The sequence below is a fragment of the Streptomyces sp. NPDC017943 genome, assembly GCF_044328425.1.
Classification (GTDB): domain Bacteria; phylum Actinomycetota; class Actinomycetes; order Streptomycetales; family Streptomycetaceae; genus Streptomyces; species Streptomyces djakartensis_A.
In genome coordinates this window covers 511,024-537,724 of the sequence record NZ_JBIRHH010000004.1, presented here as the reverse complement: position 1 = coordinate 537,724, position 26,701 = coordinate 511,024, and the positions used below count along the sequence as shown (strand labels likewise).

Genomic DNA, 26,701 nt, shown 5'->3' with positions numbered 1-26,701 from the left:
CGACGGTGGCGGAACGGAGTACGGCTGCCGTCGACGTGGCAGACAACAGCGACGAGACGTCGCTGACCGCACAGGCGGACCAGTCCACGGCCGACGGGGTGGCCAAGAACCGGGAGCGGGACACGGACAGCGACGAGGTACAGGAGAGCCCCCGGGCCGACGGTTCCGGAAAGACCTCGCCGCCCGAACTGCACAGCGGTCACAAACTCGCCAGGCGCTACCGCCTGGAGGAGTGCGTCACCCGCCTCGACGGCTTCAGCAGCTGGCGTGCCGTCGACGAGAAGCTCCGCCGTGCCGTCGGAGTCCACATCCTGCCTGCGGACCACGGGCGCGCCCGCTCCGTCCTGGCCGCCGCCCGCTCCTCCGCCCTCCTGGGTGACCCACGGTTCGTCCAGGTCCTCGACGCGGTCGAGGAGAACGACGTCGTCTACGTCGTCCACGAGTGGCTCCCCGACGCCACCGAACTGACCACCCTCCTGGCCTCCGGACCGCTGGAGCCGTACGACGCCTACCAGCTGGTGAGCCAGGTCGCCTCCGCCATGGCCGCCGCACACCGTGAGGGCCTGGCCCATCTGCGCCTGAACCCCAACGCCGTGCTGCGCACCTCGACCGGCCAGTGGCGCATCCGCGGTCTCGCCGTGAACGCCGCCCTGCGCGGCGTCTCCTCCGAGACCCCGCAGCGCACGGACACCGAGGCCATCGGCGCCCTGCTGTACGCGGCGCTCACCCAGCGCTGGCCGTACGAGAGCGACGCCTACGGGCTGTCCGGCCTGCCGAAGGACATCGGCCTGATCGCGCCGGACCAGGTGCGCGCCGGTGTGCACCGAGGCCTGTCCGAACTCTCCATGCGCGCACTGGCCAACGACGGCGCCACCGCCTCCCGGCACGAATCGCCCTGCACCACACCCGAGGAGCTGGTGAAGGCGATCGGTGACATGCCGCGTATCCGCCCGCCGGAGCCGGCGTTCACCGCCCCGCCCGAGTACCAGCGCACCACCTACCAGCAGGGCACCTACGGCCGGCAGAGCGGGCATCCCGGAGCGACCCAGCCGGTCACCACTCCGCCGCCCCCGCTGCAGAGCCGCACGGGCAAGGCCCTGAAGTGGGCCGTGTCCGCGCTGCTCATCGCCGCCCTGGGCCTCGGCAGCTGGCAGCTGGCGGACGCCCTGATGGACCACGGCGGCACAGACGACGACCCGGGTCAGACCCAGACCAACGACGGGAACGACAAGAGCCCGAAGAAGCCGCTCAGCAAGCCCGTCGCCATCGAAGGCGCCAAGGACTTCGACCCGTTGGGCAGCGACGGCTCCGAGAACCCGGACGAGACGAACCGCGTCCACGACAGCGCCCCGGGCACCTACTGGGAGACCAGCTTCTACACCAGCGCCGACTTCGGCCGGCTGAAGTCGGGCGTGGGCGTCATCCTCGACCTCGGCAAGGTCCAGGAGGTCGGACAGGTGACGGTGTCCTTCCAGGGCGCCACCTCCGTGGAACTGCGCGCCGCCGGTGACGCGACCACGCAACCCACCTCCCTCGACGCCTACGACAAGGTCGCCCAGGGATCCGGTACGACCGTGGCGCTCAAGCCCGGCGAGTCGGTCAAGAGCCGGTACCTCCTGGTCTGGCTGACCAAGCTGCCGCTGACCGCCGAGGGCAACTACCGCGGACGCGTGGTGGACATCAAGGTGACCAGCTGACGGCATCTGCCTCGAGGAAGGGGGCCGATGGCAGACGGCACCGGGTACGACGGAGTGAGCGACCAGGACCTCCTCGCCCGACACGTCCAGGGCGACCCCGACGCCTTCGGTGAGATCGTACGGCGGCACCGGGACCGGCTGTGGGCCGTTGCGCTGCGCACCCTGGGGGACCGCGAGGAGGCCGCTGACGCGGTGCAGGACGCCCTCGTCTCCGCCTACCGGGCCGCCCACACCTTCCGGGGCCAGTCGGCCGTCACGACGTGGCTGCACCGCATCACGGTCAACGCCTGCCTGGACCGCGCCCGCAAGGTGGCCTCCCGCAAGACGTCCCCGGTCGACGACACCGAGCGGCTGGAGCAACTCCTGGAGCCGCACGAGTCCGCCTCGGCACCGGTGGAACGCAACGATCTCCACCGGCAGCTGGTCCAGGCCCTCGGCACCCTGCCGGCCGACCAGCGCGCCGCCCTCGTCCTGGTCGACATGCAGGGCTACCCCGTCGCGGAAGCGGCCCGGATCCTCGACGTGCCGACCGGCACGGTGAAGAGCCGTTGCTCACGCGGCCGGGCCAGACTCCAGCCGCTGCTGACCCACCTCCGGCCGGACGGCGACGCCGGGAGCGAGAATCCCGACGAGGAACGGAACCGGACGCAGGAGCCGACCGTCCCACCCGCAGCGGGACCGCCTCGGGCGCACCCGCCGGACACAGGACCGAGTGACTCAGCCGCAGTGAAGGGCGGAGGTGGACGAGCGTGACGTCGACAACAGACAGGACCGGGCACCCGGACGTTGCAGAAATCTCCGACCTCGCCGAAGGCCTTCTGCCACCGTCTCGCGGCTCCGCTGTGCGCCGTCATCTCGACGCGTGCGAGCTCTGCGCGGACGTCTATGCCTCCTTGGAGGAGATCCGCGGACTGCTCGGGACACTGCCGGGCCCACCGCGCATGCCCGATGACGTCGCGCACCGCATCGACGCCGCTCTGGCCGCCGAAGCCCTGCTGAACACCAAGAACACCGAGGGGCGGGAGTCCACCGAGGAGCCACTCGACAGCTCCGGTGCCCGGCCCGAGGACGAGAGCGTCGCGCGTGTTTCACGTGAAACATCGACGCCGGCCGGTCGTCCCGCAGGCCATCCCCGCGCCTCCACCACTGGCCCCGGCCGCAAGGGCCGCACACGCAGCGGGCGTCGCAGGATCGCCGTCCTGGGCACCGTCTTCACCGTCGCCGCTCTCGGTCTCGGTTCGGTCCTGCTGGCATCGCTCGGCGACGACCAGCCGTCGCACGACACGGCAGGGGAACGGGCAACCGCCCCGGCGGACACCTTCTCCGAGGGAAAGCTGCAGCAGCAGGTAGCCGGTCTCCTTGCCGAGGAGAAGTCCGAGAAGACCGAGGGCGGCGGGAACTCCCGCACTCCCTTCGGCGCCGCGACCGCACCGGACGGCAATCGCACCAAGGTCTTCCAGGAGCCTGTCGTACCGGGCTGTGTCCGCGACGGCATCGGCCGGGACGACGCCGCCCTGGCCGTCGAGGACGGCAGGTACCAGGGGAAGAAGGCCCTGCTCGTCCTGCTTCCCGCAGCATCGGACCCGACTCGGGTCACCGCGTACATCGTCGATGCCACGTGTGTGGATCATCGAGCATCCTCCACCTCCGGCAAGATCCTTCTGGAGCGCACGTACCCGTCTGTGTGACGGAGCGCTTCACCTTCGCCCTGTGTGGTAACCGGCACGGTGGGGGCGGCTCCGTGTGCCCGGGCACAGCGGGAATGCCAGCCCCTTAGGATCCGTTGGGTGGGGTGAGAGTTCCGAGACGAGCTTTCACCGGTCGAACGACGCAGTCCAGAGACGAGGAATCCAGCCGTGAGCGACGTCCGTAACGTGATCATCATCGGCTCCGGGCCCGCCGGCTACACGGCGGCGCTCTACACCGCGCGCGCGTCGCTGAAGCCGCTGGTCTTCGAGGGCGCCGTCACCGCCGGTGGCGCGCTCATGAACACCACCGACGTCGAGAACTTCCCCGGCTTCCAGGACGGCATCATGGGCCCGGAGCTCATGGACAACATGCGTGCCCAGGCGGAGCGCTTCGGCGCCGAGCTCGTTCCGGACGATGTCGTGGCCGTCGACCTCAGCGGCGAGATCAAGACCGTCACCGACACGGCCGGCACCGTCCACCGGGCGAAGGCCGTCATCGTGACCACCGGCTCGCAGCACCGCAAGCTCGGCCTGCCGAACGAGGACGCGCTCTCCGGGCGTGGCGTGTCCTGGTGCGCCACCTGTGACGGGTTCTTCTTCAAGGACCAGGACATCGCCGTGATCGGTGGCGGTGACACCGCGATGGAGGAGGCGACCTTCCTCTCGCGGTTCGCCAAGTCCGTGACCGTCGTCCACCGTCGCGACACCCTGCGTGCCTCCAAGGCCATGCAGGAGCGAGCCTTCGCCGACCCGAAGATCTCGTTCGTCTGGGACAGCGAGGTCGCCGAGATCCAGGGTGACCCGAAGCTGTCCGGCCTGAAGCTGCGCAACCTCAAGACGGGGGAGCTGTCGGACCTGGCGGTGACGGGACTGTTCATCGCGATCGGTCACGACCCGCGCACCGAGCTCTTCAAGGGCCAGCTCGACCTGGACGAGGAGGGCTACCTCAAGGTGGACGCCCCGTCGACCCGGACGAACGTGACCGGTGTCTTCGCCGCCGGCGACGTGGTCGACCACACCTACCGGCAGGCGATCACCGCAGCCGGCACCGGCTGCTCCGCCGCTCTCGACGCCGAGCGCTACCTCGCCGCCCTGGCGGACGAGGAGCAGCCCGAGCCCGAGAAGACCCCCGCCTGACTTTCCCCCTACCCGCCCCACGCACCAACAGTTAAGGAGCCCGCCGTGGCCGGCACCCTGAAGAACGTGACCGACGACTCCTTCGAGCAGGACGTCCTCAAGAGCGACAAGCCTGTCCTGGTGGACTTCTGGGCCGCCTGGTGCGGCCCGTGCCGCCAGATCGCTCCGTCCCTCGAGGCGATCGCCTCCGAGTACGGCGACAAGATCGAGGTCGTCAAGCTCAACATCGACGAGAACCCGGGCACGGCCGCCAAGTACGGCGTCATGTCCATCCCGACCCTGAACGTCTACCAGGGTGGCGAGGTCGCCAAGACCATCGTGGGTGCCAAGCCGAAGGCCGCCATCGTGCGCGACCTGGAGGCCTTCATCGCCGAGTAAGGCGATCGCGCCGCCGCACCGGCGGTGCGTGTTTCACGTGAAACACGAATGGGCCAGCCCGAGAAGGCTGGCCCATTTTGTTTGCCCAGGAACACCTACAGAGGCCGCAGCGCCGGCTCCTTCTGCACAGCGCCGAGCAGCCGATCCAGCGCCATCTCGACGTCCTCCTTCCAGGAGAGCGTCGACCGCAGTTCCAGCCGCAGGCGCGGATGCGTGGGGTGCTGCCTCACGGTCTTGAATCCGACCGCCAGGAGATGCTCGGCAGGCAGCACGCAGGCCGGCTCCTTCCAGCGGGCGTCGCCGAACGCTTCGATGGCCTTGAACCCACGGCGGAGCAGATCTTTGGCGACCGTCTGGACCATGACCCGGCCCAGGCCCTGCCCCTGGTATCCCGGCAGGATGAACGCCGTCATCAACTGCACGGCGTCCGGGGAGACAGGGCTCGTGGGAAACGCCGTGGACCGGGGGACGTACGCGGGCGGGGCGTAGAGCACGAAGCCGACCGGGACGTCGTCCACATAGACGACGCGACCACAGGATCCCCAGTCCAGGAGGACCGCCGAAATCCAGGCTTCCTTCTCGGAGGCGGCCGTGCCCGCCTTTATCGCGGCCTCACCACTGACCGGGTCGAGTTCCCAGAAGACACACGAACCACAGCGCTGGGGGAGATCCTGAAGGTTGTCCAGCGTGAGCGGTGCGAGCCGGCGCCCCATGAAGGCTGATCCTCACTTCCTTCGCCCGCGGCGTCGCGGGCTGCTGTCAGAGCGCTCCGTTCCCTGAGCAGGCTGCCGATGAACCCACCGACCGCCCCCAGCCCCAAACCGGCGCCCACCAGTCCGGTGCGGCTCATCGTTCGCATGGGCCCCTGCCTCCCTTTCAGAGGTGCTGCCGAGTGGTCGCGCCGTACTCGATCGCATCGTATCCACGATGCCATTCCGTCGATACCGCCAAAAAGGAAAGAGCGGGCCACCTTCCGGCACACACCGGACACGGCCCGCTCTGTCACCTGCGCGGCAGACGTCCCTCGAACGTCAGGACTCGCCGTCCTCGGCGTCGCCCTCGAGGAGGCTCCTCTGCAGGACCGGTCCCTCGCCCGGGGCGAGTGAGCCGAGGATCCGCTCGAGGTCCTCCATGGAGGCGAACTCGACGGTGATCTTGCCCTTCTTCTGCCCCAGGTCGACCTTCACCCGGGTCTCGAAGCGGTCCGAGAGCCGCGTGGCGAGGTCGGAAAGGGCGGGAGAGACCCGTGCACCGGCTCGCGGGCCCTTGGGCTTCTGAGCCTTCTGCGGCCGCGACCCCATCAAGGTCACGATCTCCTCGACCGCACGCACCGAGAGGCCTTCGGCCACGATGCGATGGGCGAGCCGGTCCTGCTCCTCCGAGTCCTCCACAGAGAGCAGTGCCCGCGCATGCCCCGCCGAGAGCACACCGGCGGCGACCCGGCGCTGCACGGCAGGCGAGAGCTTCAGCAGCCGCAGGGTGTTGGAGACTTGCGGTCGGGACCGACCGATGCGGTCCGCCAGCTGGTCGTGCGTGCAGTTGAAGTCCCGCAGCAACTGGTCGTAGGCCGCAGCCTCTTCCAGCGGGTTGAGCTGCGCTCGGTGCAGGTTCTCGAGCAGAGCGTCGAGGAGGAGCTTCTCGTCGTCCGTGGCCCGCACGATGGCCGGGATCGCCTCCAGCCCCGCCTCGCGGCAGGCACGCCAGCGGCGCTCGCCCATGATGAGCTCGTAGCGCGCGGGGCCGACCTGCCGGACGACAACCGGCTGGAGGAGCCCGACCTCCTTGATGGAGGTGATGAGCTCGGAGAGCGCATCCTCGTCGAAGACCTCACGCGGCTGCCGCGGGTTCGGCGTGATGGCGCCGAGCGGGATCTCCGCGAAGTGCGCTCCGATCGGTGCCGCATGGGCGGGCGCGCTCGGCTGCTTCGGCTCCTCTGTTTCACGTGAAACAGGAGGCAAGGTCGCCACCTTGGCCGCGGCCACACCTCGATCGTGCGGGACTGTGGGCACTGCCGCCGGGGATGCGGAAGCGGTATTGCCCACCGCGGCCTGGGCCACCGACTTCTCCGTCGGGGCGGCAGGGATCAGTGCGCCGAGACCACGGCCCAGCCCCCTCCGTCGCTCGCTCACTGGATGCCCTCCACCATGCTCGGGTCGTTCTGCTGTGCACCGATGTGAGCGTGCGTCGCGTCATAACTGATGCCGACGCCCTTCAGTGCGATCTCGCGCGCCGCCTCCAGGTAGGAGAGAGCACCGCTCGATCCAGGATCGTAAGTCAGTACCGTCTGTCCGTAACTCGGCGCCTCCGAGATACGGACGGACCGGGGGATGCTCGTCCGCAGTACCTCGTCGCCGAAGTGCGTCCGCACCTCGTCGGCGACCTGTGACGCGAGTCGGGTCCGGCCGTCGTACATGGTGAGCAGGATGGTCGACACGTGCAGGGCGGGATTGAGATGTCCTCGCACCAGGTCGACGTTGCGCAGGAGCTGCCCCAGGCCTTCGAGCGCGTAGTACTCGCACTGAATCGGGATCAGCACCTCCTGCCCCGCCACCAACGCGTTGACCGTCAGCAGCCCCAGAGAGGGCGGGCAGTCGATGAGGATGTAGTCCAACGGCTGCTCGTACGCCTGAATGGCACGCTGCAGCCGGCTCTCTCGTGCGACCAGGGACACCAGCTCGATCTCTGCACCGGCCAGATCGATGGTGGCAGGGGCACAGAAGAGCCCCTCGACGTCGGGGACCGGCTGGACCACTTCGGAGAGGGGCCTGCTGTCCACCAACACGTCATAGATGGACGGGACTTCGGCGTGATGGTCGATGCCCAGAGCAGTGGACGCATTGCCCTGAGGGTCGAGGTCGACCACGAGAACGCGACCGCCGTGCAGAGCCAGGGACGCGGCAAGGTTGACGGTCGTCGTCGTCTTGCCCACGCCACCCTTCTGGTTGGCGACCACGATGATCCGGGTCTGCTCGGGCCGCGGCAGACCCTCGCCGGCGCGCCCCAGAGCCTCCACTGCCAGTTGGGCAGCTCGACCGATGGGAGTGTCGTCCATCGGAGGCGGTGTTTCACGTGAAACATCCGCCCCCATCGACTCGGTACGGGGACCGGGGACCGGATCGGTCATCGGTCCCGCGATGTTAGCGTCGGACCGCAAGGATTCACTCTCCTCGACTTCAGGCTCGCAATGAACAGAGCCTCCCATGTCTTCGGGGTCATGAACCAGTGAGGCCTGGCGTTCTGTGGAGAAATCCACCTCTGTGGACATCTCAGGTCCCTCATCGAGTGAACCGAGAGGCTTGCGGTCGCGGGGTTCGGCCGCAGCGCGGCCACGACTGATGATGCCGTGCAGCAGTGAGCGACGTTTCACGTGAAACACGATGCACAGCAGCCGAGGCCGTTCTGTCGCGACACTCCGGCATGCGTAGGTTTGGCAGCTTGTGTGGAGTACGTCTCGCTCGCAAAAGTCACCCACCCTTGCCGGTGACCGACATCACCGCGGTCGCTCACCGGAGCGGGCACTCGATGCCGGCTCAGCGCCTGCGGCGCGTCCGTCCTGTGCGAGCCGCCTTGGCCCTCTTGGCTGCGAACCGGACACCGCCGGGGCTCTCCCCGACCTCGACCCGCACGACCGTGGACAGGGGATCGACCACACCCTCACCCACGTGCAGGATGGACGTCCCCACCGCGCCCAGCTTGCTGAGAGCCGTCGACGCGCTCTTCAGCTCCTCCTCGGCCGTGTCGCCCTTCAGGGCCAGCATCTCCCCGTAGGGGCGCAGGAGCGGGATCCCCCAGGTGGCGAGACGGTCGAGCGGAGCGACAGCGCGGGCGGTGACCACGTGGACGGGCTGGATCTTGCCCATGACCTCCTCGGCCCGCCCACGCATGACGGTCACGTGGTCGAGGCCGAGCAGCTCCACCACCTCGGTGAGGAAGTTGGTCCGCCGCAGCAGGGGCTCCAGCAGCGTGATCTTCAGGTCCTCCCTCACCAGGGCCAGCGGAATGCCCGGCAGGCCGGCACCCGAGCCCACGTCGCACACCGTCACACCCTCCGGCACGACCTCCGAGAGCACCGCGCAGTTCAGCAGGTGCCGCTCCCACAAGCGAGGGACCTCGCGCGGGCCGATCAGGCCGCGCTGCACGCCCGCCTCGGCGAGCAGCTCGGCATAGCGCACCGCATCCGCGAAGCGATCGCCGAACACCTCACGCGCCTGCTCGGGCGCGGGGGGAAGCTCCGCTGCCTCCGTCACGGGGACCGTCCTTCCGTACCGCGTCAGCGCACCCGGCGCCGACACCGAAACCAACCAGAACTATCAGGCTGACAAAGTTCGGCCCCGTCTGCGCAACAGACGGGGCCGGTGACCAGGAGAGGCCGATCAGGCGGGCAGCACGACGACGAACCGCTGCGGCTCCTCGCCCTCGGACTCGCTGCGCAGCCCGGCGGCCTTGACCGCGTCGTGGACGACCTTGCGCTCGAACGGCGTCATCGGCTTGAGCTTCACGGCCTCACCGCTACTCTTCGCCTCGGCAGCCGCCTTGGCACCGAGCTCGGACAGCTCGGAACGCTTCTGGGCCCGGTATCCCGCGATGTCGAGCATCAGCCGGCTGCGGTCACCGGTTTCCCGGTGCACGGCCAGACGGGTGAGCTCCTGGAGAGCCTCCAGCACCTCGCCGTCACGGCCGACCAGCTTCTGCAGGTCGCGGCTGCCCGTGTCGCTGATGATCGACACGGAGGCGCGGTCGGCCTCGACGTCCATGTCGATGTCGCCGTCGAGGTCGGCGATGTCGAGCAGACCCTCCAGGTAGTCCGCAGCGATGTCGCCCTCCTGCTCCAGGCGCGTCACGGTGTCTGCGCCCTCGGCAGCGGCGGAGGTGGTGCCTTCCGTCACGGGATGGACTCCTTCTTACTTCTTGGACGGGGACTTGGGCCGCTGCGGACCCTTGCGCTGACCGGACTGGGCCTTGCTCCGGGCACCGCCGGCTGGCTTGGCGCCGCCCTTCTTGGCAGCGCCGGCGGGCTTGGCGTCCTCCGGGTCCTCGGACTTGGTCAGCGACGTCTTCGGCTCCTGCTCACCGGTCGCCTTCGCGCCGGTGACCGTGCCGGACTGGCGCTGGGCCTTGCTCTGGCGCTTGGGCTGCTGGCGCTTCGGCGTACCGGTGGCCATCGGCGTGCCGTCCTCGGCCACGGTGACGGCGGCGGTGTCGCCCTTGATCACGGTGCCGTCGGGCTGGGCGGCGAGTCCGGCCTTGCTCAGGCCGTTGATGAACTTGCGCTCGAACTCGTTGCGGTCCCGACCCTTCGCGACGATCGCCTTCACGATGGCGCGGTCGCGGCGACGGGTCACCTTGTCGCGCTGCGTGACGTGCTTGTGCAGGCGCTCCAGGTAGGCGGCCTGGGCCTTGGAGCCCGGCGTCGGGTTGTTGTGGATCACATACATCTGCTGGCCCATGGTCCACACGTTGGTGGTCAGCCAGTAGACGAGGACACCGACGGGGAAGTTGATGCCGAAGACGGCGAACATGATGGGGAAGACGTACATCAGCATCTTCTGCTGCTGCATGAACGGCGTCTTCACCGTGGTGTCGACGTTCTTCGTCATCAGCTGGCGCTGGGTGAAGAACTGCGAGGCCGACATCAGGACGATCATGATCGCAGTGACGACCCGGACGTCCGTGATGGTCGAGCCGAGGGCCTCGACCTTGGAGGAGCTGTCGGTGAACTTCGCCGCGAGCGGCGCACCGAAGATGTGGGCCTTCTGGGCGCTCTCCAGCAGGCGGTCGTTGATCACGCCGATGGTGTCGTTCGACGCGATGCTGTTGAGCACGTGGTACAGGGCGAAGAAGAACGGGGACTGCGCCAGGATGGGAAGGCACGAGGAGAGCGGGTTGGTGCCCGTCTCCTTGTACAGCTTCATCATCTCTTCGGACTGACGCTGCTTGTCGTTCTTGTAGCGCTCCTGGATCTTCTTCATCTCGGGCTGGAGCGTCTGCATCGCCCGGGTCGCCTTGATCTGCTTCACGAAGAGCGGGATCAGGCAGATACGGATCAGGATCACCAGGGACACGATCGACAGGCCCCAGGCCCACCCGGTGTCGGGCCCGAAGAGGGCGCCGTACACCGAGTGGAACTGGACGATGACCCAGGAGACGGGTGTGGTGATGAAGCTGAAGAGGCTGGCAATCGTGTCCACTAATCATGCTCCTTGGGCATGGGACGGTGTCTCTGCGGCCGGGCTCGAGGGACTCGACGGACTTGTGGGTGACGTCTGTCCCTCGGTGGCCGGGTCGGCGGCGGAGGGCCCGCCCTTGCGTGCGCGCCACGCGTTACGCAGCATTTCGTGCCACCGCGGACGCTTGCGCGGGGGAACATGGTCCACACCGCCCAGCGACCACGGATTGCACCGCAGGATGCGCCAGGCCGTGAGCGCCGTGCCCTTGACGGCACCATGCCGGTCGATGGCCGTGTAGCCGTAGTGGGAGCACGACGGGTAGTACTTGCAGACCGGCCCCAGCAGCGGACTGATCGTCCACTGGTACAGCTTGATCAGAGCCAGCAGCGGGTACTTCATCGCGCGCCCCCTCCCAGCAGCCGTTGAAGAGCGGCGTCCAGGTCTCGGGCCAGCTGTGCATGGTCGGCGTCGCCCGATCCGGGCAGCGCTCGTACGACTACCAGGCTACCGGGGGGCAGCAGGGCGACTCGCTCGCGCATCAGGTGGCGAAGCCTGCGCTTCACTTTGTTGCGGACGACCGCGCCGCCCACTGCCTTGCTCACGACGAAACCCGCACGCGTCGGGGGAGCGCTCTCCCCAGGCGCATGCGGGTCCGTGGCACCGCTTCGTAGGTGGACGACGAGGTGCGGGCGTCCTGCCCGACGGCCTCGTCGTACCGCGGTCGCGAAGTCCTCGCGCCGCCTCAGCCGGTTCTCGGTGGGCAGCACGACGTCATGACCTGATCGGAATCAGGCGGACAGGCGGGCGCGACCCTTGCCACGGCGGGACGCGAGAATCGCGCGGCCGGCACGGGTGCGCATACGCAGCCGGAAGCCGTGGGTCTTCGCGCGACGACGGTTGTTCGGCTGGAAGGTGCGCTTGCTCACTCGGGGGCTCCAGAAAGATTCGGTAGTTGCGGGGTGCCGTCCTGGCTGTCACCGTGCGCCCACGAGTAGCTCGCAGTTACGCCCGATTGCACCGCTGACCGATCACCCAAGTGACCTGTGCCCATCGGAGGCAGGCGGCAGCAGCCATCGACAACTCGACCTGGTTACGGTACGCGCGGCTACGCCATCCGGTCAAACCGGGAGCCGCCGGGAGACACTTGTCCACAGCCTGGGGACAACAACTTGAACCGTACCGGTCGCCCTGACTACCGTGGCGGACTCCGATTCGTTCCCTTGTCCCTGCCCCGGTGGGTTTGCCCCCGTGGCACCCACCCGGATGACAATCCCGACCCGTCCCAGAACCACACGTTCGTGGGACCTGCGAGAGAGCGTGCCCTGTGGCTGACGTACCTGCCGATCTTGCCGCAGTGTGGCCACGCGTATTGGAGCAGCTCCTCGGGGAGGGCCGGGGCCAGGGCGTCGAGACCAAGGACGAGCACTGGATCCGCCGTTGCCAGCCGCTCGCGCTGGTCGCGGACACGGCCCTGCTCGCCGTACCGAACGAGTTCGCGAAGGGCGTGCTGGAGGGCCGGCTGGCGCCCGTCGTCAGCGAGACGCTGAGCCGCGAGTGCGGCCGGCCGATCCGCATCGCGATCACCGTGGACGACTCCGCGGGCGAGCCCCCCGCCCCGGCGGCACCCCCGTCGCGCCCCCAGCCGCGCTACGAGGAGCCCGAGCTCCCGGCCGCGCGCCAGGACAGCGACCGCTACGACCGCCAGGACGCCGAGCGGTACGACCGCCAGGACCGGGACGGATACGACCGCCAGGACCGGGACCGGGACCGGGATCGAGAGGGATACGACCCCCGGCCGGACGGCGACCGGTACGACCCCCGTCACGACCGGCAGGACCGCCAGGAGCGAGACGGGTACGAGGGGTACGGCCGCCACCGCGCCGAGCCGCTGCCCGGAACGGCCGCCGACCAGCTCCCGCCTACGCGCGGAGATCAGATCCCCAAGGCCCGCCCCGCGTACCCCTCCGAGTACCAGCGCCCCGAGCCGGGCGCCTGGCCGCGCCCGACGCAGGACGACTACGGCTGGCAGCAGCAGCGCCTCGGCTTCCCCGAGCGTGACCCGTACGCGTCACCGGGCCAGGACGGCTACGGCTCGCAGGACCCCTACGGCTCGGGGGCCGGCGCCCAGGACACCTACGGCGCGCAGGACTCGTACGGCCCGAAGGGTTCCTACGGCTCCCCCTCGCAGGACTACCGGCCGCAGCCGGTGGACCGTCCGCCCTACGAGCAGCCGCGCTCCGACTACGACGAGCCCCACACCGCGCACGCCCCGCGCCCCGAGTACGACCAGCGCGACGCGGTCCGCCGGGAGCTGCCCGAGCCGCCGGCCGGCTCCGGGCACGTGCACCGGGGCGGCCCCGTCGGCCCGAACCTGCCCACGACCGGGGCGCCCGGCCCGCTGGCCGCGCAGCCCGCGCCGGCGACCGGTCCGGGCGAGCCCACCGCGCGCCTGAACCCGAAGTACCTCTTCGACACGTTCGTCATCGGCGCCTCCAACCGCTTCGCGCACGCGGCCGCGGTTGCCGTCGCCGAGGCGCCGGCGAAGGCGTACAACCCGCTGTTCATCTACGGCGAGTCCGGGCTCGGCAAGACCCACCTGCTGCACGCGATCGGGCACTACGCCCGCAGCCTCTACCCGGGCACGCGCGTGCGGTACGTGAGCTCCGAGGAGTTCACCAACGAGTTCATCAACTCCATCCGCGACGGCAAGGGCGACAGCTTCCGCAAGCGGTACCGGGAGATGGACATCCTGCTCGTCGACGACATCCAGTTCCTCGCGGACAAGGAGTCGACGCAGGAGGAGTTCTTCCACACCTTCAACACGCTGCACAACGCGAACAAGCAGATCGTGCTGTCCTCCGACCGACCGCCGAAGCAGCTGGTCACGCTGGAGGACCGGCTGCGGAACCGCTTCGAGTGGGGACTGATCACCGACGTCCAGCCGCCCGAGCTGGAGACGCGGATCGCGATCCTGCGCAAGAAGGCGGTGCAGGAGCAGCTGAACGCGCCGCCCGAGGTGCTGGAGTTCATCGCGTCCCGGATCTCCCGGAACATCCGCGAGCTGGAGGGCGCGCTGATCCGCGTCACGGCGTTCGCCTCGCTGAACCGGCAGCCGGTGGACCTGGGGCTGACGGAGATCGTCCTCAAGGACCTGATCCCCGGTGGTGAGGACTCCGCCCCCGAGATCACCTCGACCGCCATCATGGGCGCGACCGCGGACTACTTCGGGCTGACCGTCGAGGACCTCTGCGGCACCTCCCGCGGGCGGGCGCTCGTCACGGCCCGGCAGATCGCCATGTACCTGTGCCGTGAGCTGACGGACCTGTCCCTGCCGAAGATCGGCGCGCTGTTCGGCGGCCGCGACCACACGACGGTCATGCACGCCGATCGCAAGATCCGCAATCTGATGGCCGAGCGCCGCTCCATCTACAACCAGGTCACCGAGCTGACCAACCGCATCAAGAACGGCTGAGGACGGCGGCAGGAGCCGCTGAGGGCGTCTTCGGGGCTTTCCCCGGGGACGCCCTTCTGCATGCGGCAGGGCGGCAGGTGCTCTCTGTGGGGTGCGCGGCGGAGCGCCCCGGCACGGCACCGGCCCGGCCACCAACCACCGGCCCGTCCCCCAGCGGCCCGGCCCCCAGCGACCCGATCGCAACCCTCTGTTCGAATAGCTGCCGGGTTACGGCTTCCCTCCACAGATTCGGTGACTTTCTGCCGTCCACATCCTGGGGACCGGCAAGTTGTCCAGACCGTGTCCACAGCACGCCCTGCGGACGGACCATCAGACCAGCTCAGCAGGCTGTGGATTCGTGGACGAAGGATCTCCACAGACTGTGGACGAAGGATTGATCCACAGGCTGTGCATCGAGTTGTCCACCGCCCGCCCACAGGCTGGGGGCGGTTGTCCCCAGTGTGGGGCCGCTTCTCCACACGCCTGTCCACTGTTCGGCAACGCGGCGCGCCTCCTCACCGGGTCGAGTGAAAGGCGTCACACGAAGGTGCCGGGTTGGGCTGTGGGAAAGACGGGTAAACCTGGGGACGGCACTGGGGAGAACTCGCCCTTCCCTGTGCACGGGGTGTGCAGAACTTTCCGTTCTCCACAGAAACCCCGGGTTGTCCACCGCCGTCGCCCACAGGCCCCGTGGACAAAATTCCGGCTCTGAGCAGGGCAAACGCGGTTATCCACGGTATCCACAGGCCCTACTACTACTCCCAACTAGAGAGAGCTGGGAATTCGTTTCGAAGCGGGTCCTGTGCACAACTCGCTCTCCGGTGCCCGGCTGCCCCTCGTCACGACTTGACCCCGAGAGGCACCTACTGTCAGTGGGGTGCGTCAGACTGGTCCCCGGTGTCCTCCCCCTCACCGGGACCGTCGACACCGAGACAGACGACGAGGGCCAGGCAGAGCGAGAAGCGCCGGCAACAGCAGGAGGCGGCAACAGTGAAGATCCGGGTGGAACGCGACGTACTCGCGGAGGCAGTTGCCTGGGCGGCACGCAGCCTCCCGGCCCGTCCGCCGGCGCCTGTCCTCGCCGGCCTGCTGCTGAAGGCCGAGGAGGGCCAGCTGAGCCTGTCCGGCTTCGACTACGAGGTCTCCGCCCGGGTGGGCGTCGAGGCCGAGGTCGAGGAGGAGGGCACGGTCCTGGTCTCCGGCCGCCTGCTCGCGGACATCTGCCGTGCGCTGCCCAACCGTCCGGTGGAGATCTCCACAGACGGTGTACGGGCGACGGTGGTCTGCGGCTCCTCGCGGTTCACCCTCCACACCCTGCCTGTGGAGGAGTACCCGGCCCTGCCCCAGATGCCGAACGCCACGGGCACCGTCCCCGGCGAGGTCTTCGCCTCCGCGGCCGCCCAGGTCGCCATCGCGGCCGGCCGTGACGACACGCTGCCCGTCCTCACCGGCGTCCGCATCGAGATCGAGGGCGACACGGTCACGCTGGCGTCCACCGACCGCTACCGCTTCGCGGTCCGCGAGTTCCTGTGGAAGCCGGAGAACCCGGACGCCTCCGCGGTCGCCCTGGTGCCCGCCAAGACGCTCCTGGACACCGCCAAGGCCCTCACCAGCGGTGACCAGGTGACCCTGGCGCTGTCCGGCTCGGGCTCCGGCGAGGGCCTGATCGGCTTCGAGGGCGCCGGCCGCCGCACGACGACCCGCCTGCTGGAGGGCGACCTCCCGAAGTACCGCACGCTGTTCCCGACGGAGTTCAACAGCGTCGCCGTGATCGAGACCGCCCCCTTCGTGGAGGCCGTCAAGCGCGTCGCCCTGGTCGCCGAGCGGAACACCCCGGTGCGGCTGAGCTTCGAGCAGGGCGTGCTCATCCTGGAGGCCGGCTCCAGCGACGACGCACAGGCTGTGGAAAGGGTCGACGCCCAGCTGGAGGGCGACGACATCTCGATCGCCTTCAACCCGACGTTCCTGCTGGACGGCCTGAGCGCGATCGACTCCCCGGTGGCCCAGCTGTCGTTCACGACGTCCACCAAGCCCGCCCTGCTGAGCGGCCGGCCCGCGCTGGACGCCGAGGCGGACGAGGCCTACAAGTACCTGATCATGCCGGTGCGCCTCAGCGGCTGAGACGGCCGGATCCGGCGGTCACTGTCCACAGGCTGAGGACAAACCCGCAGGTGAGGACGTACGACTGAGCGCGTATGCCCACAGATGTGCATGAGCGTCCGGGTCTAGGCTCGGACGCGGGTACATACGTGCCGCAACGCCAGTCGGACACCTGCGAACCAAAGGAAAACAACTGATGGAGCTCGGTCTCGTCGGCCTCGGCAAGATGGGCGGCAACATGCGCGAGCGGATCCGCCGCGCCGGCCACACCGTCTACGGATACGACCGCAATGCGGACCTTGCCGATGTCCACAGCCTGCGCGAGCTTGTGGGCAAGCTCAGCGGCCCGCGCGTGGTCTGGGTGATGGTCCCGGCCGGCGAGGCCACGCAGTCGACCATCGACGAGCTCGGCGAGCTGCTGGAGCCCGGCGACGTCGTCGTGGACGGCGGCAACTCCCGCTGGACGGACGACGAGAAGCACGCCGAGCAGCTGGCGGCCAAGGGCATAGGCTTCGTCGACTGCGGCGTCTCCGGCGGCGTCTGGGGCCTGGAGAACGGCTACGCGCTGATGTACGGCGGCGACGCCGAGCACGTCGCCAAGGTGCAGCCCGTCTTCGACGCCCTCAAGCCGGAGGGCGACTTCGGCTCCGTGCACGCCGGCAAGGTCGGCGCGGGCCACTTCGCGAAGATGGTCCACAACGGCATCGAGTACGCGATGATGCAGGCCTACGCCGAGGGCTGGGAGCTGCTGGAGAAGGTCGAGTCCGTCACCGACGTCCGGGAGGTGTTCCGCTCCTGGCAGGAGGGCACGGTCATCCGCTCCTGGCTGCTCGACCTCGCGGTGAACGCGCTCGACGAGGACGAGCACCTGGACGGGCTCCGGGGTTATGCACAGGACTCCGGCGAGGGACGCTGGACGGTGGAGGCCGCGATCGACAACGCGGTCCCGCTGCCGGCGATCACCGCTTCGCTGTTCGCGCGGTTCGCCTCGCGCCAGGAGGACTCGCCCCAGATGAAGATGATCGCGGCGCTGCGCAACCAGTTCGGCGGCCACGCGGTCGAGAAGAAGTAACCGAGCACCGAGGGAGGTCGGCGGTACGACCATGCACGTCACGCATCTGTCGCTGGCCGACTTCCGCTCCTATCCCCGGGTCGAGGTCCCGCTCGACCCGGGGGTGACGGCCTTCGTCGGGCCGAACGGGCAGGGCAAGACCAACCTCGTCGAGGCCGTCGGCTATCTCGCCACCCTCGGCAGCCACCGGGTCTCCTCCGACGCCCCCCTGGTCCGCATGGGCGCCGAGCGGGCGATCGTCCGGGCCCAGGTCCGGCAGGGCGAGCGGCAGCAGCTCGTCGAGCTCGAGCTCAACCCCGGGCGCGCCAACCGCGCCCGCATCAACAGGTCCTCGCAGGTCAGGCCGCGTGACGTGCTGGGGATCGTACGGACCGTGCTGTTCGCGCCGGAGGATCTCGCCCTGGTGAAGGGCGATCCCGGGGAGCGGCGCCGCTTCCTCGACGAGCTGATCACGGCCCGGTCCCCGCGCATGGCCGGGGTCCGTTCCGACTACGACCGGGTGCTGAAGCAGCGCAACACCCTGCTGAAGTCGGCCGCCCTGGCCCGCCGGCACGGTGGCCGCTCCATGGACATGTCCACCCTGGACGTGTGGGACCAGCACCTCGCGCGGGCCGGCGCCGAGCTGCTCGCGCAGCGCCTGGACCTGATCGCCACGCTCCAGCCGCTGGCCGACAAGGCGTACGAGCAGCTGGCCCCCGGCGGCGGGCCGATCGCGCTGGAGTACAAGCCGTCGGCCCCGGGTGGGGCGCACACGCGCGAGGACCTGTTCGAGCAGCTGATCGCCGCGCTCGGCGAGGCCCGCAAGCAGGAGATCGAACGGGGCGTCACCCTGGTCGGCCCGCACCGCGACGACCTCCAGCTCAAGCTGGGCCAGCTGCCCGCCAAGGGCTACGCCTCCCACGGCGAGTCCTGGTCCTACGCGCTCGCACTGCGTCTGGCCTCCTACGACCTGCTGCGGGCCGAGGGCAACGAACCGGTGCTGGTGCTGGACGACGTCTTCGCCGAGCTCGACACCCGCCGGCGCGAGCGGCTCGCCGAACTGGTCGCGCCCGGTGAGCAGGTCCTGGTGACCGCCGCGGTCGACGACGACGTGCCCCACGTGCTGTCCGGGACCCGGTTCGCCGTGTCCGAGGGAACGGTGGAGCGCGTATGACGGAGAACACACCGCAGCCTCCGAAGCCGTCCGGGCAGCCCGAACCCTCCGGCGTCGACCTCGCGCGCGTGGTGCTGCGCGCGGCCAAGGACGCCGCCCGCGCGCGCGGGGACGCGGCACAGCAGAAGAAGCAGGCGCGGCGGGGCGGCGGGCTGCGCTCCGGCGCGCACGCCGACGGCCGCGACCCCCTGGCGCTCGGCGCCGCGATCAACCGGCTGATCACCGAGCGGGGCTGGGAGGCCCCGGCCGCGGTGGGCGGCGTGATGGGCCGCTGGCCACAGATCGTCGGCGAGGACGTCGCCAAGCACTGCGTGCCCGAGAGGTACGACGAGGACGAGCGCGTCCTGGTCGTGCGCTGCGACTCCACGGCCTGGGCGACGAACCTCAGGCTGCTCGCCCCGACCCTGGTCGCCCGTCTCAACGAGGACCTGGGCCACGGCCGGGTGCGGCACATCAAGGTGCTCGCGCCCAGCGCCCCCGCACGCCGTTACGGCCCTCTCCGCGCCCCCGGCAGCAGCGGTCCCGGCGATACCTACAGGTGACTTACGTCACGCCTCACCGGCCCGGAACGACGGGTCCGGTCCCCTCGGCATGGGGCCGCACAACGTGGCGAATCGGGAGCTGACTCCTAAGTAGCAACGGGTTGACGGCCGAAAGCGCTGAGTGCCGCTGTGAGCCTCTTGGAGCCCCCATCCGTATATCGGGAGTCGGACGAGACCCGTCGAGGGCGGCACATGCGGACTCAGGTACCCGCAAACCCCCATCAGTGTCAGTGCTACCGGTAGAATGGAGAGCAATCCCGCCCCCAGCGTGGGGACCGTCCGGGAAAAGCTGAGCAACGCTGATCTCAAGGCTTACCAACGCAACATGCCGCAGCCGCTCCGGCATCCCTCCCCGCGGAGGGGGCACCCCCAGGAGCCCGGCTCGTGCTGTGCCAGAAAGGGCGCTTCGTGGCCGATTCCGGCAACCCCAACGAGAACAACCCGTCCACCGACGCAGGCGTGACCGGCGAGGCGATCACCTCCAACGGCGAGGTCACCGCCTCGTACGACGCCAGCGCCATCACCGTCCTCGAGGGTCTGGACGCGGTCCGCAAGCGACCCGGCATGTACATCGGCTCGACCGGTGAGCGCGGCCTGCACCACCTGGTGCAGGAGGTCGTCGACAACTCCGTCGACGAGGCCCTGGCCGGCTACGCGGACACGATCGACGTGACGATCCTCGCCGACGGCGGCGTCCGGGTCGTCGACAACGGCCGAGGCATCCCGGTGGGCATCGTCCCGTCCGAGGGCAAGCCCGCCGTCGAGGTCGTGCTGACGGTGCTGCACGCGGGCGGCAAGTTCGGCGGCGGCGGTTACGCGGTCTCCGGTGGTCTGCACGGCGTGGGCGTCTCCGTCGTCAACGCCCTCTCCACGAAGGTCGCCGTCGAGGTCAAGACGGACGGTCACCGCTGGACGCAGGACTACAAGCTGGGTGTCCCGACGGCACCACTCGCGCGGCACGAGGCCACCGAGGAGACCGGCACCTCGGTCACCTTCTGGGCCGACGGCGACATCTTCGAGACCACGGACTACTCGTTCGAGACGCTCTCCCGGCGCTTCCAGGAGATGGCCTTCCTCAACAAGGGCCTGCGGATCAACCTCACCGACGAGCGCGAGTCGGCGAAGGCCACCGCCGGTGCGGACGAGGCGGGCGAGGACGAGAAGCACGAGGTCAAGAGCGTCTCGTACCACTACGAGGGCGGCATCGTCGACTTCGTGACGTACCTGAACTCCCGCAAGGGAGACCTGGTGCATCCCACCGTGATCGACCTGGAGGCCGAGGACAAGGACAAGAACCTGTCCCTCGAGGTCGCGATGCAGTGGAACGGCGGCTACACCGAGGGCGTGTACTCGTTCGCCAACATCATCCACACCCACGAGGGCGGCACGCACGAGGAGGGCTTCCGCGCGGCGCTGACCTCGCTGATCAACAAGTACGCGCGCGACAAGCGGCTGCTGCGCGAGAAGGACGACAACCTCACGGGTGACGACATCCGCGAGGGACTGACGGCGATCATCTCGGTCAAGCTGAGCGAGCCCCAGTTCGAGGGCCAGACGAAGACCAAGCTGGGCAACACCGAGGTCAAGACCTTCGTGCAGAAGGTCGTCTACGAGCACCTCACCGACTGGCTGGACCGGAACCCGAACGAGGCCGCGGACATCATCCGCAAGGGCATCCAGGCGGCCACCGCGCGCGTGGCGGCCCGCAAGGCCCGTGACCTCACCCGCCGCAAGGGCCTGCTGGAGACCGCGTCCCTGCCCGGCAAGCTCTCCGACTGCCAGTCGAACGATCCCACCAAGTGCGAGATCTTCATCGTCGAGGGCGACTCCGCCGGCGGCTCGGCCAAGTCCGGCCGCAACCCGGAGTACCAGGCGATCCTGCCGATCCGCGGCAAGATCCTGAACGTCGAGAAGGCGCGGATCGACAAGATCCTGCAGAACCAGGAGATCCAGGCGCTGATCTCGGCCTTCGGCACCGGAGTCCACGAGGACTTCGACATCGAGAAGCTCCGCTATCACAAGATCATCCTGATGGCGGACGCCGACGTCGACGGCCAGCACATCAACACCCTGCTGCTGACCTTCCTGTTCCGCTTCATGCGGCCCCTGGTCGAGGCCGGGCACGTGTACCTCTCCCGTCCTCCGCTCTACAAGATCAAGTGGGGCAAGGACGACTTCGAGTACGCGTACTCCGACCGCGAGCGCGACGCCCTCATCGAGATGGGCCGCAACGCGGGCAAGCGCATCAAGGACGACTCCGTCCAGCGCTTCAAGGGTCTCGGTGAGATGAACGCCGAGGAGCTGCGCATCACGACCATGGACCAGGAGCACCGCGTCCTCGGCCAGGTCACCCTCGACGACGCCGCCCAGGCCGACGACCTCTTCTCGGTCCTCATGGGCGAGGACGTCGAGGCCCGCCGCGCGTTCATCCAGCGCAACGCCAAGGACGTCCGCTTCCTCGACATCTGAGTCGGTCTCAGCTGACCGCACCAGGAAGGACCTTCACCAGCAATGACCGACGAGAACACTCCCGTGACGACGTCCGAGGGTGACGCCCTGGCCATGCGCGTCGAGCCCGTCGGGCTCGAGACGGAGATGCAGCGCTCGTACCTCGACTACGCGATGTCCGTCATCGTCTCGCGTGCGCTGCCCGACGTCCGCGACGGCCTCAAGCCCGTCCACCGCCGCGTCCTGTACGCCATGTACGACGGCGGCTACCGCCCCGAGCGCGGCTTCTACAAGTGCGCCCGCGTCGTCGGCGACGTCATGGGCAACTACCACCCGCACGGCGACTCCTCCATCTACGACGCGCTGGTGCGCCTGGCCCAGCCCTGGTCGATGCGCATGCCGCTCGTCGACTCCAACGGCAACTTCGGTTCCCCGGGCAACGACCCGGCCGCGGCCATGCGGTACACCGAGTGCAAGATGGCGCCGCTGTCGATGGAGATGGTCCGCGACATCGACGAGGAGACCGTCGACTTCACGGACAACTACGACGGCCGCTCCCAGGAGCCGACCGTCCTGCCGGCCCGCTTCCCGAACCTGCTGATCAACGGCTCGGCCGGTATCGCGGTCGGCATGGCGACCAACATCCCGCCGCACAACCTGCGCGAGGTCGCCGCCGGCGCCCAGTGGTACCTGGACAACCCCGAGGCCTCCCACGAGGAGCTGCTGGACGCGCTGATCGAGCGCATCAAGGGTCCGGACTTCCCGACCGGCGCGCTCGTCGTCGGCCGCCGGGGCATCGAGGAGGCGTACCGCACCGGCCGCGGCTCCATCACCATGCGCGCGGTCGTCGAGGTCGAGGAGATCCAGAACCGCCAGTGCCTGGTGGTCACCGAGCTGCCCTACCAGGTCAACCCGGACAACCTCGCGCAGAAGATCGCCGACCTGGTGAAGGACGGCAAGATCGGCGGCATCGCGGACGTCCGCGACGAGACCTCCTCGCGCACGGGTCAGCGCCTGGTCATCGTGCTGAAGCGGGACGCGGTCGCCAAGGTCGTGCTGAACAACCTGTACAAGCACACCGACCTGCAGACCAACTTCGGCGCCAACATGCTGGCGCTGGTCGACGGCGTGCCGCGCACGCTGTCCCTCGACGCGTTCATCCGCCACTGGGTGACGCACCAGATCGAGGTCATCGTCCGCCGTACGCGCTTCCGGCTGCGCAAGGCCGAGGAGCGGGCGCACATCCTGCGTGGCCTGCTGAAGGCCCTGGACGCCATCGACGAGGTCATCGCGCTGATCCGGCGCAGCGACACCGTCGAGATCGCCCGCGGCGGCCTGATGAGCCTGCTGGAGATCGACGAGATCCAGGCCAACGCCATCCTCGAGATGCAGCTGCGCCGGCTGGCCGCCCTGGAGCGCCAGAAGATCGTCCAGGAGCACGACGAGCTCCAGGCGAAGATCAACGAGTACAACGAGATCCTGGCCTCCCCGGTCCGCCAGCGCGGCATCGTCAGCGCCGAGCTGGCCGCGATCGTCGAGAAGTACGGCGACGACCGCAAGACGAAGCTGATCCCCTACGAGGGCGACATGTCCATCGAGGACCTGATCGCCGAGGAGGACATCGTCGTCACGGTCACCCGGGGCGGTTACATCAAGCGCACCAAGACCGACGACTACCGCGCCCAGAAGCGCGGCGGCAAGGGCGTGCGGGGCACGAAGCTCAAGGAAGACGACATCGTCGACCACTTCTTCGTGTCCACCACGCACCACTGGCTGCTGTTCTTCACGAACAAGGGCCGGGTCTACCGCGTCAAGGGCTACGAGCTGCCCGACGCGGGCCGGGACGCGCGCGGTCAGCACGTGGCGAACCTGCTCGCCTTCCAGCCGGACGAGGCGATCGCCGAGATCCTCGCGATCCGCGACTACGAGGCGGTCCCCTACCTCGTCCTCGCCACCAAGGCCGGCCTGGTGAAGAAGACGCCGCTGAAGGATTACGATTCGCCGCGTTCCGGCGGTGTCATCGCGATCAACCTCCGCTCGATGGCGGACGGTTCCGACGACGAACTGATCGGTGCCGAGCTGGTCTCGTCCGATGACGATCTGCTCCTGATCAGCAAGAAGGCGCAGTCGATCAGGTTCACCGCGTCGGACGAAACCCTGCGTCCCATGGGCCGTGCCACCTCGGGTGTCAAGGGCATGAGCTTCCGCGAAGGGGACGAGCTCCTCTCGATGAATGTTGTTCGACCCGGTACGTTCGTGTTCACTGCCACAGACGGCGGGTACGCGAAGCGGACCGCCGTCGACGAGTACCGCGTCCAGGGTCGCGGCGGCCTCGGCATCAAGGCTGCCAAGATCGTGGAGGACCGCGGCTCCCTCGTCGGCGCGCTGGTGGTCGAGGAGACCGACGAGATCCTCGCCATCACGCTGTCGGGCGGTGTGATTCGTACGCGAGTCAACGAGATCAGGGAAACCGGCCGTGACACCATGGGCGTCCAACTGATCAATCTGGGCAAGCGCGATGCCGTCGTGGGCATCGCTCGCAACGCCGAGGCGGGGCGCGAGGCGGAAGAGGTCGACGGCGACGTGGTCGTCGACGAAACCGCCGAGGGCGCCGCTGTCACCGGCACGGACGAGGGTGAGGCGCCCTCGGCCGAGTAGGCACGAGGAGTGAGTCAGCGTGAGCGGAGCCACGGGCGCCGGACCGAGCGGTACCTCGACGGGTACGGACACGGGCGACGGCGGCCGTGGCTCCGCCGCGCGTGCGGCGGACCCGCAGACGACCAATCTCAAGCCGGTCAAGTCCGCGGACGCGGAGACGCCCGCGCGCGGCGCACGGGACGCCAAGGGGGCGGCAGGGACGGACGGCCGGGGCAAGCAGGCCCGGGGCAAGGGCGGCGCGGGCACGGCCGCTCCGGAGCAGGACACCGCCTCCCCGCTGCCGGGCGAACGCCAGACGCAGCAGCAGGCCGGGCCGTACCACCCGCCGCAGGCCTACCCGGCGCAGCAGGGCGCCGCGGCCGGGGCGGCCGTACGGCGGCCCCGCACGGGGGCGCGGACCGTGCCGCGGGTGCGCAAGGCGCGGCTGCGGGTGGCGAAGGCCGACCCGTGGTCGGTGATGAAGGTGAGCTTCCTGCTCTCCATCGCCCTGGGCATCTGCACGATCGTCGCGGCCGCCGTGCTGTGGATGGTCATGGACGCGATGGGCGTCTTCTCGACGGTCGGCGGCACGATCTCCGAGGCCACCGGCTCGAACGAATCCAACGGCTTCGACCTGCAGGCCTTCCTGTCGCTGCCCAACGTCCTGATGTTCACCTCGATCATCGCGGTCATCGACGTCGTCCTGGCGACGGCCCTCGCGACGCTCGGCGCGTTCATCTACAACCTCTCCGCCGGCTTCGTCGGTGGTGTGGAGCTGACCCTCGCCGAGGACGAGTGAGGGACGCTCCACAACCGATTTTGGGACTGCCCATGTCGTGCGCTAATCTTCAGGAGTCAGCGCGCGGGACACACACCGCAGAGCGCGGCGGGGCTATAGCTCAGTTGGTTAGAGCGCATCCCTGATAAGGATGAGGCCACAGGTTCAAATCCTGTTAGCCCCACCAGCACGAAGACCCCCAGTCGATAGCGACTGGGGGTTTTTGGCATCCATGGCTGACATCAGCCGATGAGGGGATCTGCCGGCACGTGTGGCGAGGCGGTCGACGGTGCGCGAGGAGCGCCGCGTACCTGGTGGTCCTCGAGGTGGTGCGGGTGTCGGAGGCCTGTGAGGCCGCGTCGCCGGAGTGACGGGCAGCGCGGTGCCCCCCGACCGGTTGCGGTCGGGGGGCGTGGTGTCCGGTGCATGCCGTCCGCGCCCGGCCGGCGCGGGACATGCGTGAGCCCGGCGGCTCTGTCGAGCTGCCGGGCTCTGTACGCAGGATCGCCGGGGTGGAATCAGGGAGTCAGCGCTGGAGCGGTGTGAGCTGCTCGCCCTCGGAGTCGCTGTCCTCGTCGGCGCAGTCGGTGGTGGGCGGGGCCGCCGTGTCCGCGACCGCGCGGTGGCGGCAGCGGGGCGACTTCCCGTGGGCCTCGGCGCGGATGCGCTGCTTCATCGTGGGGGGCAGGGCCCTGGCCTGGGTCCAGGGGAGCGGGACCGATGCCGTCCGCTGCTGCGGGATGCCGCCGCCGGTGCTCGTGCTGTTGCGCTCCTGCTCGGCCTGCGGTACCGCCGCGGCGGCGGTGGTGGTGACGAGTCCGAGCGCCGTGCACAGCGCGAGGAAGGCGGTGACGATGGTGGTCCACAGCTTCATGACCTTGTTCCGGGCCATGGCCCCTCACTTTCGGGTCGGGCGATTTGCGTACTTTCCTCATGATGTGTATGTGGGCCGGGAAGTGGTGGATCTCCGACCGTGGCGCCGCGATGTTCAGATGAACACCACCCGGATGGCCGCAGGAGGGGCGAAAAGGTGCGCAGAGCAGTGAAGAGGGGACAGAAGTAACCGTCCGTCGGGGTGTGATCACCCTCCGATCGGATCGGCCGCCTTCGCTCCTATCCCGCTGTGGGGGCGGCGAGTTGAGGGCCGATGCAGGTCACCGATCGGTATCGGTCGGTGTGTATAGTCGGGCGCCAGAGGTCCCCTACGTCAAGGAAAGACGAGGTCGCGCGGTGAAGAAGCTTCTCCTGGTCGCACTGGCCGCCATCGGCGGGCTCCTCGTGTACCGCCAGATCCAGGCGGATCGCGCCGAGCAGGATCTGTGGACGGAGGCGACCGACTCCGTGCCCACGGGTTCGTGAGCCACGAGCACCCCTAACGAGCACACCCCGGCCGCGTCGCGGTCGGGGTTTTGTGTGTCGAGGGCCCGCCGCGGAGCCCGGGGGCGGGGCAGGA

24 protein-coding genes and 1 tRNA gene are annotated in these 26,701 nt (G+C 69.1%); 15 read left to right on the top strand and 10 right to left on the bottom strand.

Going from position 1 to position 26,701, the window contains the following annotated elements:
* Positions 1 to 5: 5 nt before the first annotated feature.
* From ACH4C6_RS16035 to trxA, 5 genes are all read left to right on the top strand, one after another.
* Complete coding sequence (locus ACH4C6_RS16035) at positions 6 to 1,697, top strand: protein kinase family protein (RefSeq protein ID WP_398109178.1); 1,692 nt, start codon at positions 6 to 8, stop codon at positions 1,695 to 1,697.
* A gap of 27 nt (positions 1,698 to 1,724) precedes the next feature.
* On the top strand, positions 1,725 to 2,450 hold the full coding sequence (gene sigM / locus ACH4C6_RS16030) for an RNA polymerase sigma factor SigM (protein ID WP_398109177.1): 726 nt from the start codon (positions 1,725 to 1,727) through the stop codon (positions 2,448 to 2,450).
* Positions 2,447 to 3,385 carry an anti-sigma factor family protein gene (locus ACH4C6_RS16025; protein WP_398109176.1) on the top strand — a complete coding sequence of 313 codons (939 nt, stop codon included), beginning with the start codon at positions 2,447 to 2,449 and terminating at the stop codon, positions 3,383 to 3,385. Before sigM ends, ACH4C6_RS16025 begins: the two co-directional genes overlap by 4 nt.
* A 168-nt stretch (positions 3,386 to 3,553) precedes the next feature.
* Positions 3,554 to 4,522 carry a thioredoxin-disulfide reductase gene (gene trxB / locus ACH4C6_RS16020; protein WP_398109175.1) on the top strand — a complete coding sequence of 323 codons (969 nt, stop codon included), beginning with the start codon at positions 3,554 to 3,556 and terminating at the stop codon, positions 4,520 to 4,522.
* 45 nt (positions 4,523 to 4,567) lie between these two features.
* Positions 4,568 to 4,900: a thioredoxin gene (gene trxA / locus ACH4C6_RS16015; RefSeq protein ID WP_398109174.1), complete on the top strand. Its 333-nt coding sequence runs from the start codon at positions 4,568 to 4,570 to the stop codon at positions 4,898 to 4,900.
* Between the two features lie 95 nt (positions 4,901 to 4,995).
* On the opposite strand, the gene ACH4C6_RS16010 is transcribed toward trxA, so the two are convergent.
* The 9 genes from ACH4C6_RS16010 to rpmH form a co-directional block, all read right to left on the bottom strand.
* Positions 4,996 to 5,613 (bottom strand): GNAT family N-acetyltransferase, encoded by a 618-nt coding sequence (locus tag ACH4C6_RS16010; protein ID WP_398109173.1) that lies wholly within the window; start codon positions 5,611 to 5,613, stop codon positions 4,996 to 4,998.
* A gap of 318 nt (positions 5,614 to 5,931) precedes the next feature.
* On the bottom strand, positions 5,932 to 7,029 hold the full coding sequence (locus ACH4C6_RS16005; RefSeq protein WP_398109172.1) for a ParB/RepB/Spo0J family partition protein: 1,098 nt from the start codon (positions 7,027 to 7,029) through the stop codon (positions 5,932 to 5,934).
* Positions 7,026 to 8,102: a ParA family protein gene (locus tag ACH4C6_RS16000; protein WP_398109357.1), complete on the bottom strand. Its 1,077-nt coding sequence runs from the start codon at positions 8,100 to 8,102 to the stop codon at positions 7,026 to 7,028. Before ACH4C6_RS16000 ends, ACH4C6_RS16005 begins: the two co-directional genes overlap by 4 nt.
* 328 nt (positions 8,103 to 8,430) lie before the next feature.
* A complete protein-coding gene (gene rsmG, locus ACH4C6_RS15995) occupies positions 8,431 to 9,147 on the bottom strand; it encodes a 16S rRNA (guanine(527)-N(7))-methyltransferase RsmG (protein WP_398109171.1) in 717 nt (238 codons plus the stop codon).
* A 126-nt stretch (positions 9,148 to 9,273) separates the two neighbouring features.
* On the bottom strand, positions 9,274 to 9,786 hold the full coding sequence (locus ACH4C6_RS15990) for a protein jag (RefSeq protein ID WP_398109170.1): 513 nt from the start codon (positions 9,784 to 9,786) through the stop codon (positions 9,274 to 9,276).
* Positions 9,787 to 9,801: 15 nt separating this feature from the next.
* Positions 9,802 to 11,088, bottom strand: a complete 1,287-nt coding sequence (gene yidC / locus ACH4C6_RS15985) for a membrane protein insertase YidC (protein ID WP_398109169.1) — start codon at positions 11,086 to 11,088, stop codon at positions 9,802 to 9,804.
* A 3-nt stretch (positions 11,089 to 11,091) separates the two neighbouring features.
* A complete protein-coding gene (gene yidD / locus ACH4C6_RS15980) occupies positions 11,092 to 11,466 on the bottom strand; it encodes a membrane protein insertion efficiency factor YidD (protein ID WP_398109168.1) in 375 nt (124 codons plus the stop codon).
* The gene (gene rnpA / locus ACH4C6_RS15975) at positions 11,463 to 11,834 is read right to left on the bottom strand and encodes a ribonuclease P protein component (protein ID WP_388166508.1); all 372 of its coding nucleotides are present in this window, start codon (positions 11,832 to 11,834) and stop codon (positions 11,463 to 11,465) included. Before rnpA ends, yidD begins: the two co-directional genes overlap by 4 nt.
* 21 nt (positions 11,835 to 11,855) lie before the next feature.
* Positions 11,856 to 11,993 (bottom strand): 50S ribosomal protein L34, encoded by a 138-nt coding sequence (gene rpmH, locus ACH4C6_RS15970; RefSeq protein ID WP_003949374.1) that lies wholly within the window; start codon positions 11,991 to 11,993, stop codon positions 11,856 to 11,858.
* A 398-nt stretch (positions 11,994 to 12,391) separates the two neighbouring features.
* Here rpmH and dnaA point away from each other — a divergent pair, with 398 nt between their 5' ends.
* The 9 genes from dnaA to ACH4C6_RS15925 all read left to right on the top strand — a co-directional run bounded on the left by dnaA (position 12,392) and on the right by ACH4C6_RS15925 (position 25,435).
* The gene (dnaA, locus tag ACH4C6_RS15965; RefSeq protein ID WP_398109167.1) at positions 12,392 to 14,539 is read left to right on the top strand and encodes a chromosomal replication initiator protein DnaA; all 2,148 of its coding nucleotides are present in this window, start codon (positions 12,392 to 12,394) and stop codon (positions 14,537 to 14,539) included.
* A 969-nt stretch (positions 14,540 to 15,508) separates the two neighbouring features.
* Positions 15,509 to 16,639, top strand: a complete 1,131-nt coding sequence (dnaN, locus tag ACH4C6_RS15960) for a DNA polymerase III subunit beta (protein WP_398109166.1) — start codon at positions 15,509 to 15,511, stop codon at positions 16,637 to 16,639.
* Between the two features lie 175 nt (positions 16,640 to 16,814).
* Positions 16,815 to 17,690: a phosphogluconate dehydrogenase (NAD(+)-dependent, decarboxylating) gene (gnd, locus tag ACH4C6_RS15955; RefSeq protein ID WP_398109165.1), complete on the top strand. Its 876-nt coding sequence runs from the start codon at positions 16,815 to 16,817 to the stop codon at positions 17,688 to 17,690.
* Between the two features lie 31 nt (positions 17,691 to 17,721).
* Positions 17,722 to 18,843, top strand: coding sequence for a DNA replication/repair protein RecF (gene recF, locus ACH4C6_RS15950; RefSeq protein WP_398109164.1), 1,122 nt, complete (start codon positions 17,722 to 17,724; stop codon positions 18,841 to 18,843).
* Entirely contained in the window at positions 18,840 to 19,385 is a 546-nt protein-coding gene (locus ACH4C6_RS15945) for a DUF721 domain-containing protein (protein ID WP_398109163.1), read from the top strand. Before recF ends, ACH4C6_RS15945 begins: the two co-directional genes overlap by 4 nt.
* Before the next feature lie 408 nt (positions 19,386 to 19,793).
* Complete coding sequence (gyrB, locus tag ACH4C6_RS15940) at positions 19,794 to 21,854, top strand: DNA topoisomerase (ATP-hydrolyzing) subunit B (protein WP_398109356.1); 2,061 nt, start codon at positions 19,794 to 19,796, stop codon at positions 21,852 to 21,854.
* A 42-nt stretch (positions 21,855 to 21,896) separates the two neighbouring features.
* Positions 21,897 to 24,491 (top strand): DNA gyrase subunit A, encoded by a 2,595-nt coding sequence (gyrA, locus tag ACH4C6_RS15935; protein ID WP_398109162.1) that lies wholly within the window; start codon positions 21,897 to 21,899, stop codon positions 24,489 to 24,491.
* Between the two features lie 19 nt (positions 24,492 to 24,510).
* A complete protein-coding gene (locus tag ACH4C6_RS15930) occupies positions 24,511 to 25,269 on the top strand; it encodes a DUF3566 domain-containing protein (protein ID WP_398109161.1) in 759 nt (252 codons plus the stop codon).
* A gap of 89 nt (positions 25,270 to 25,358) precedes the next feature.
* Positions 25,359 to 25,435 (top strand) — tRNA-Ile (locus ACH4C6_RS15925).
* Between the two features lie 339 nt (positions 25,436 to 25,774).
* Here ACH4C6_RS15925 and ACH4C6_RS15920 read toward each other — a convergent pair.
* Positions 25,775 to 26,140, bottom strand: coding sequence for a DUF6344 domain-containing protein (locus ACH4C6_RS15920; protein ID WP_398109160.1), 366 nt, complete (start codon positions 26,138 to 26,140; stop codon positions 25,775 to 25,777).
* A 338-nt stretch (positions 26,141 to 26,478) separates the two neighbouring features.
* On the opposite strand from ACH4C6_RS15920, the gene ACH4C6_RS15915 reads away from it, so the two are divergent.
* Positions 26,479 to 26,607: a DLW-39 family protein gene (locus ACH4C6_RS15915; RefSeq protein WP_003999697.1), complete on the top strand. Its 129-nt coding sequence runs from the start codon at positions 26,479 to 26,481 to the stop codon at positions 26,605 to 26,607.
* Positions 26,608 to 26,701 lie beyond the last annotated feature (94 nt).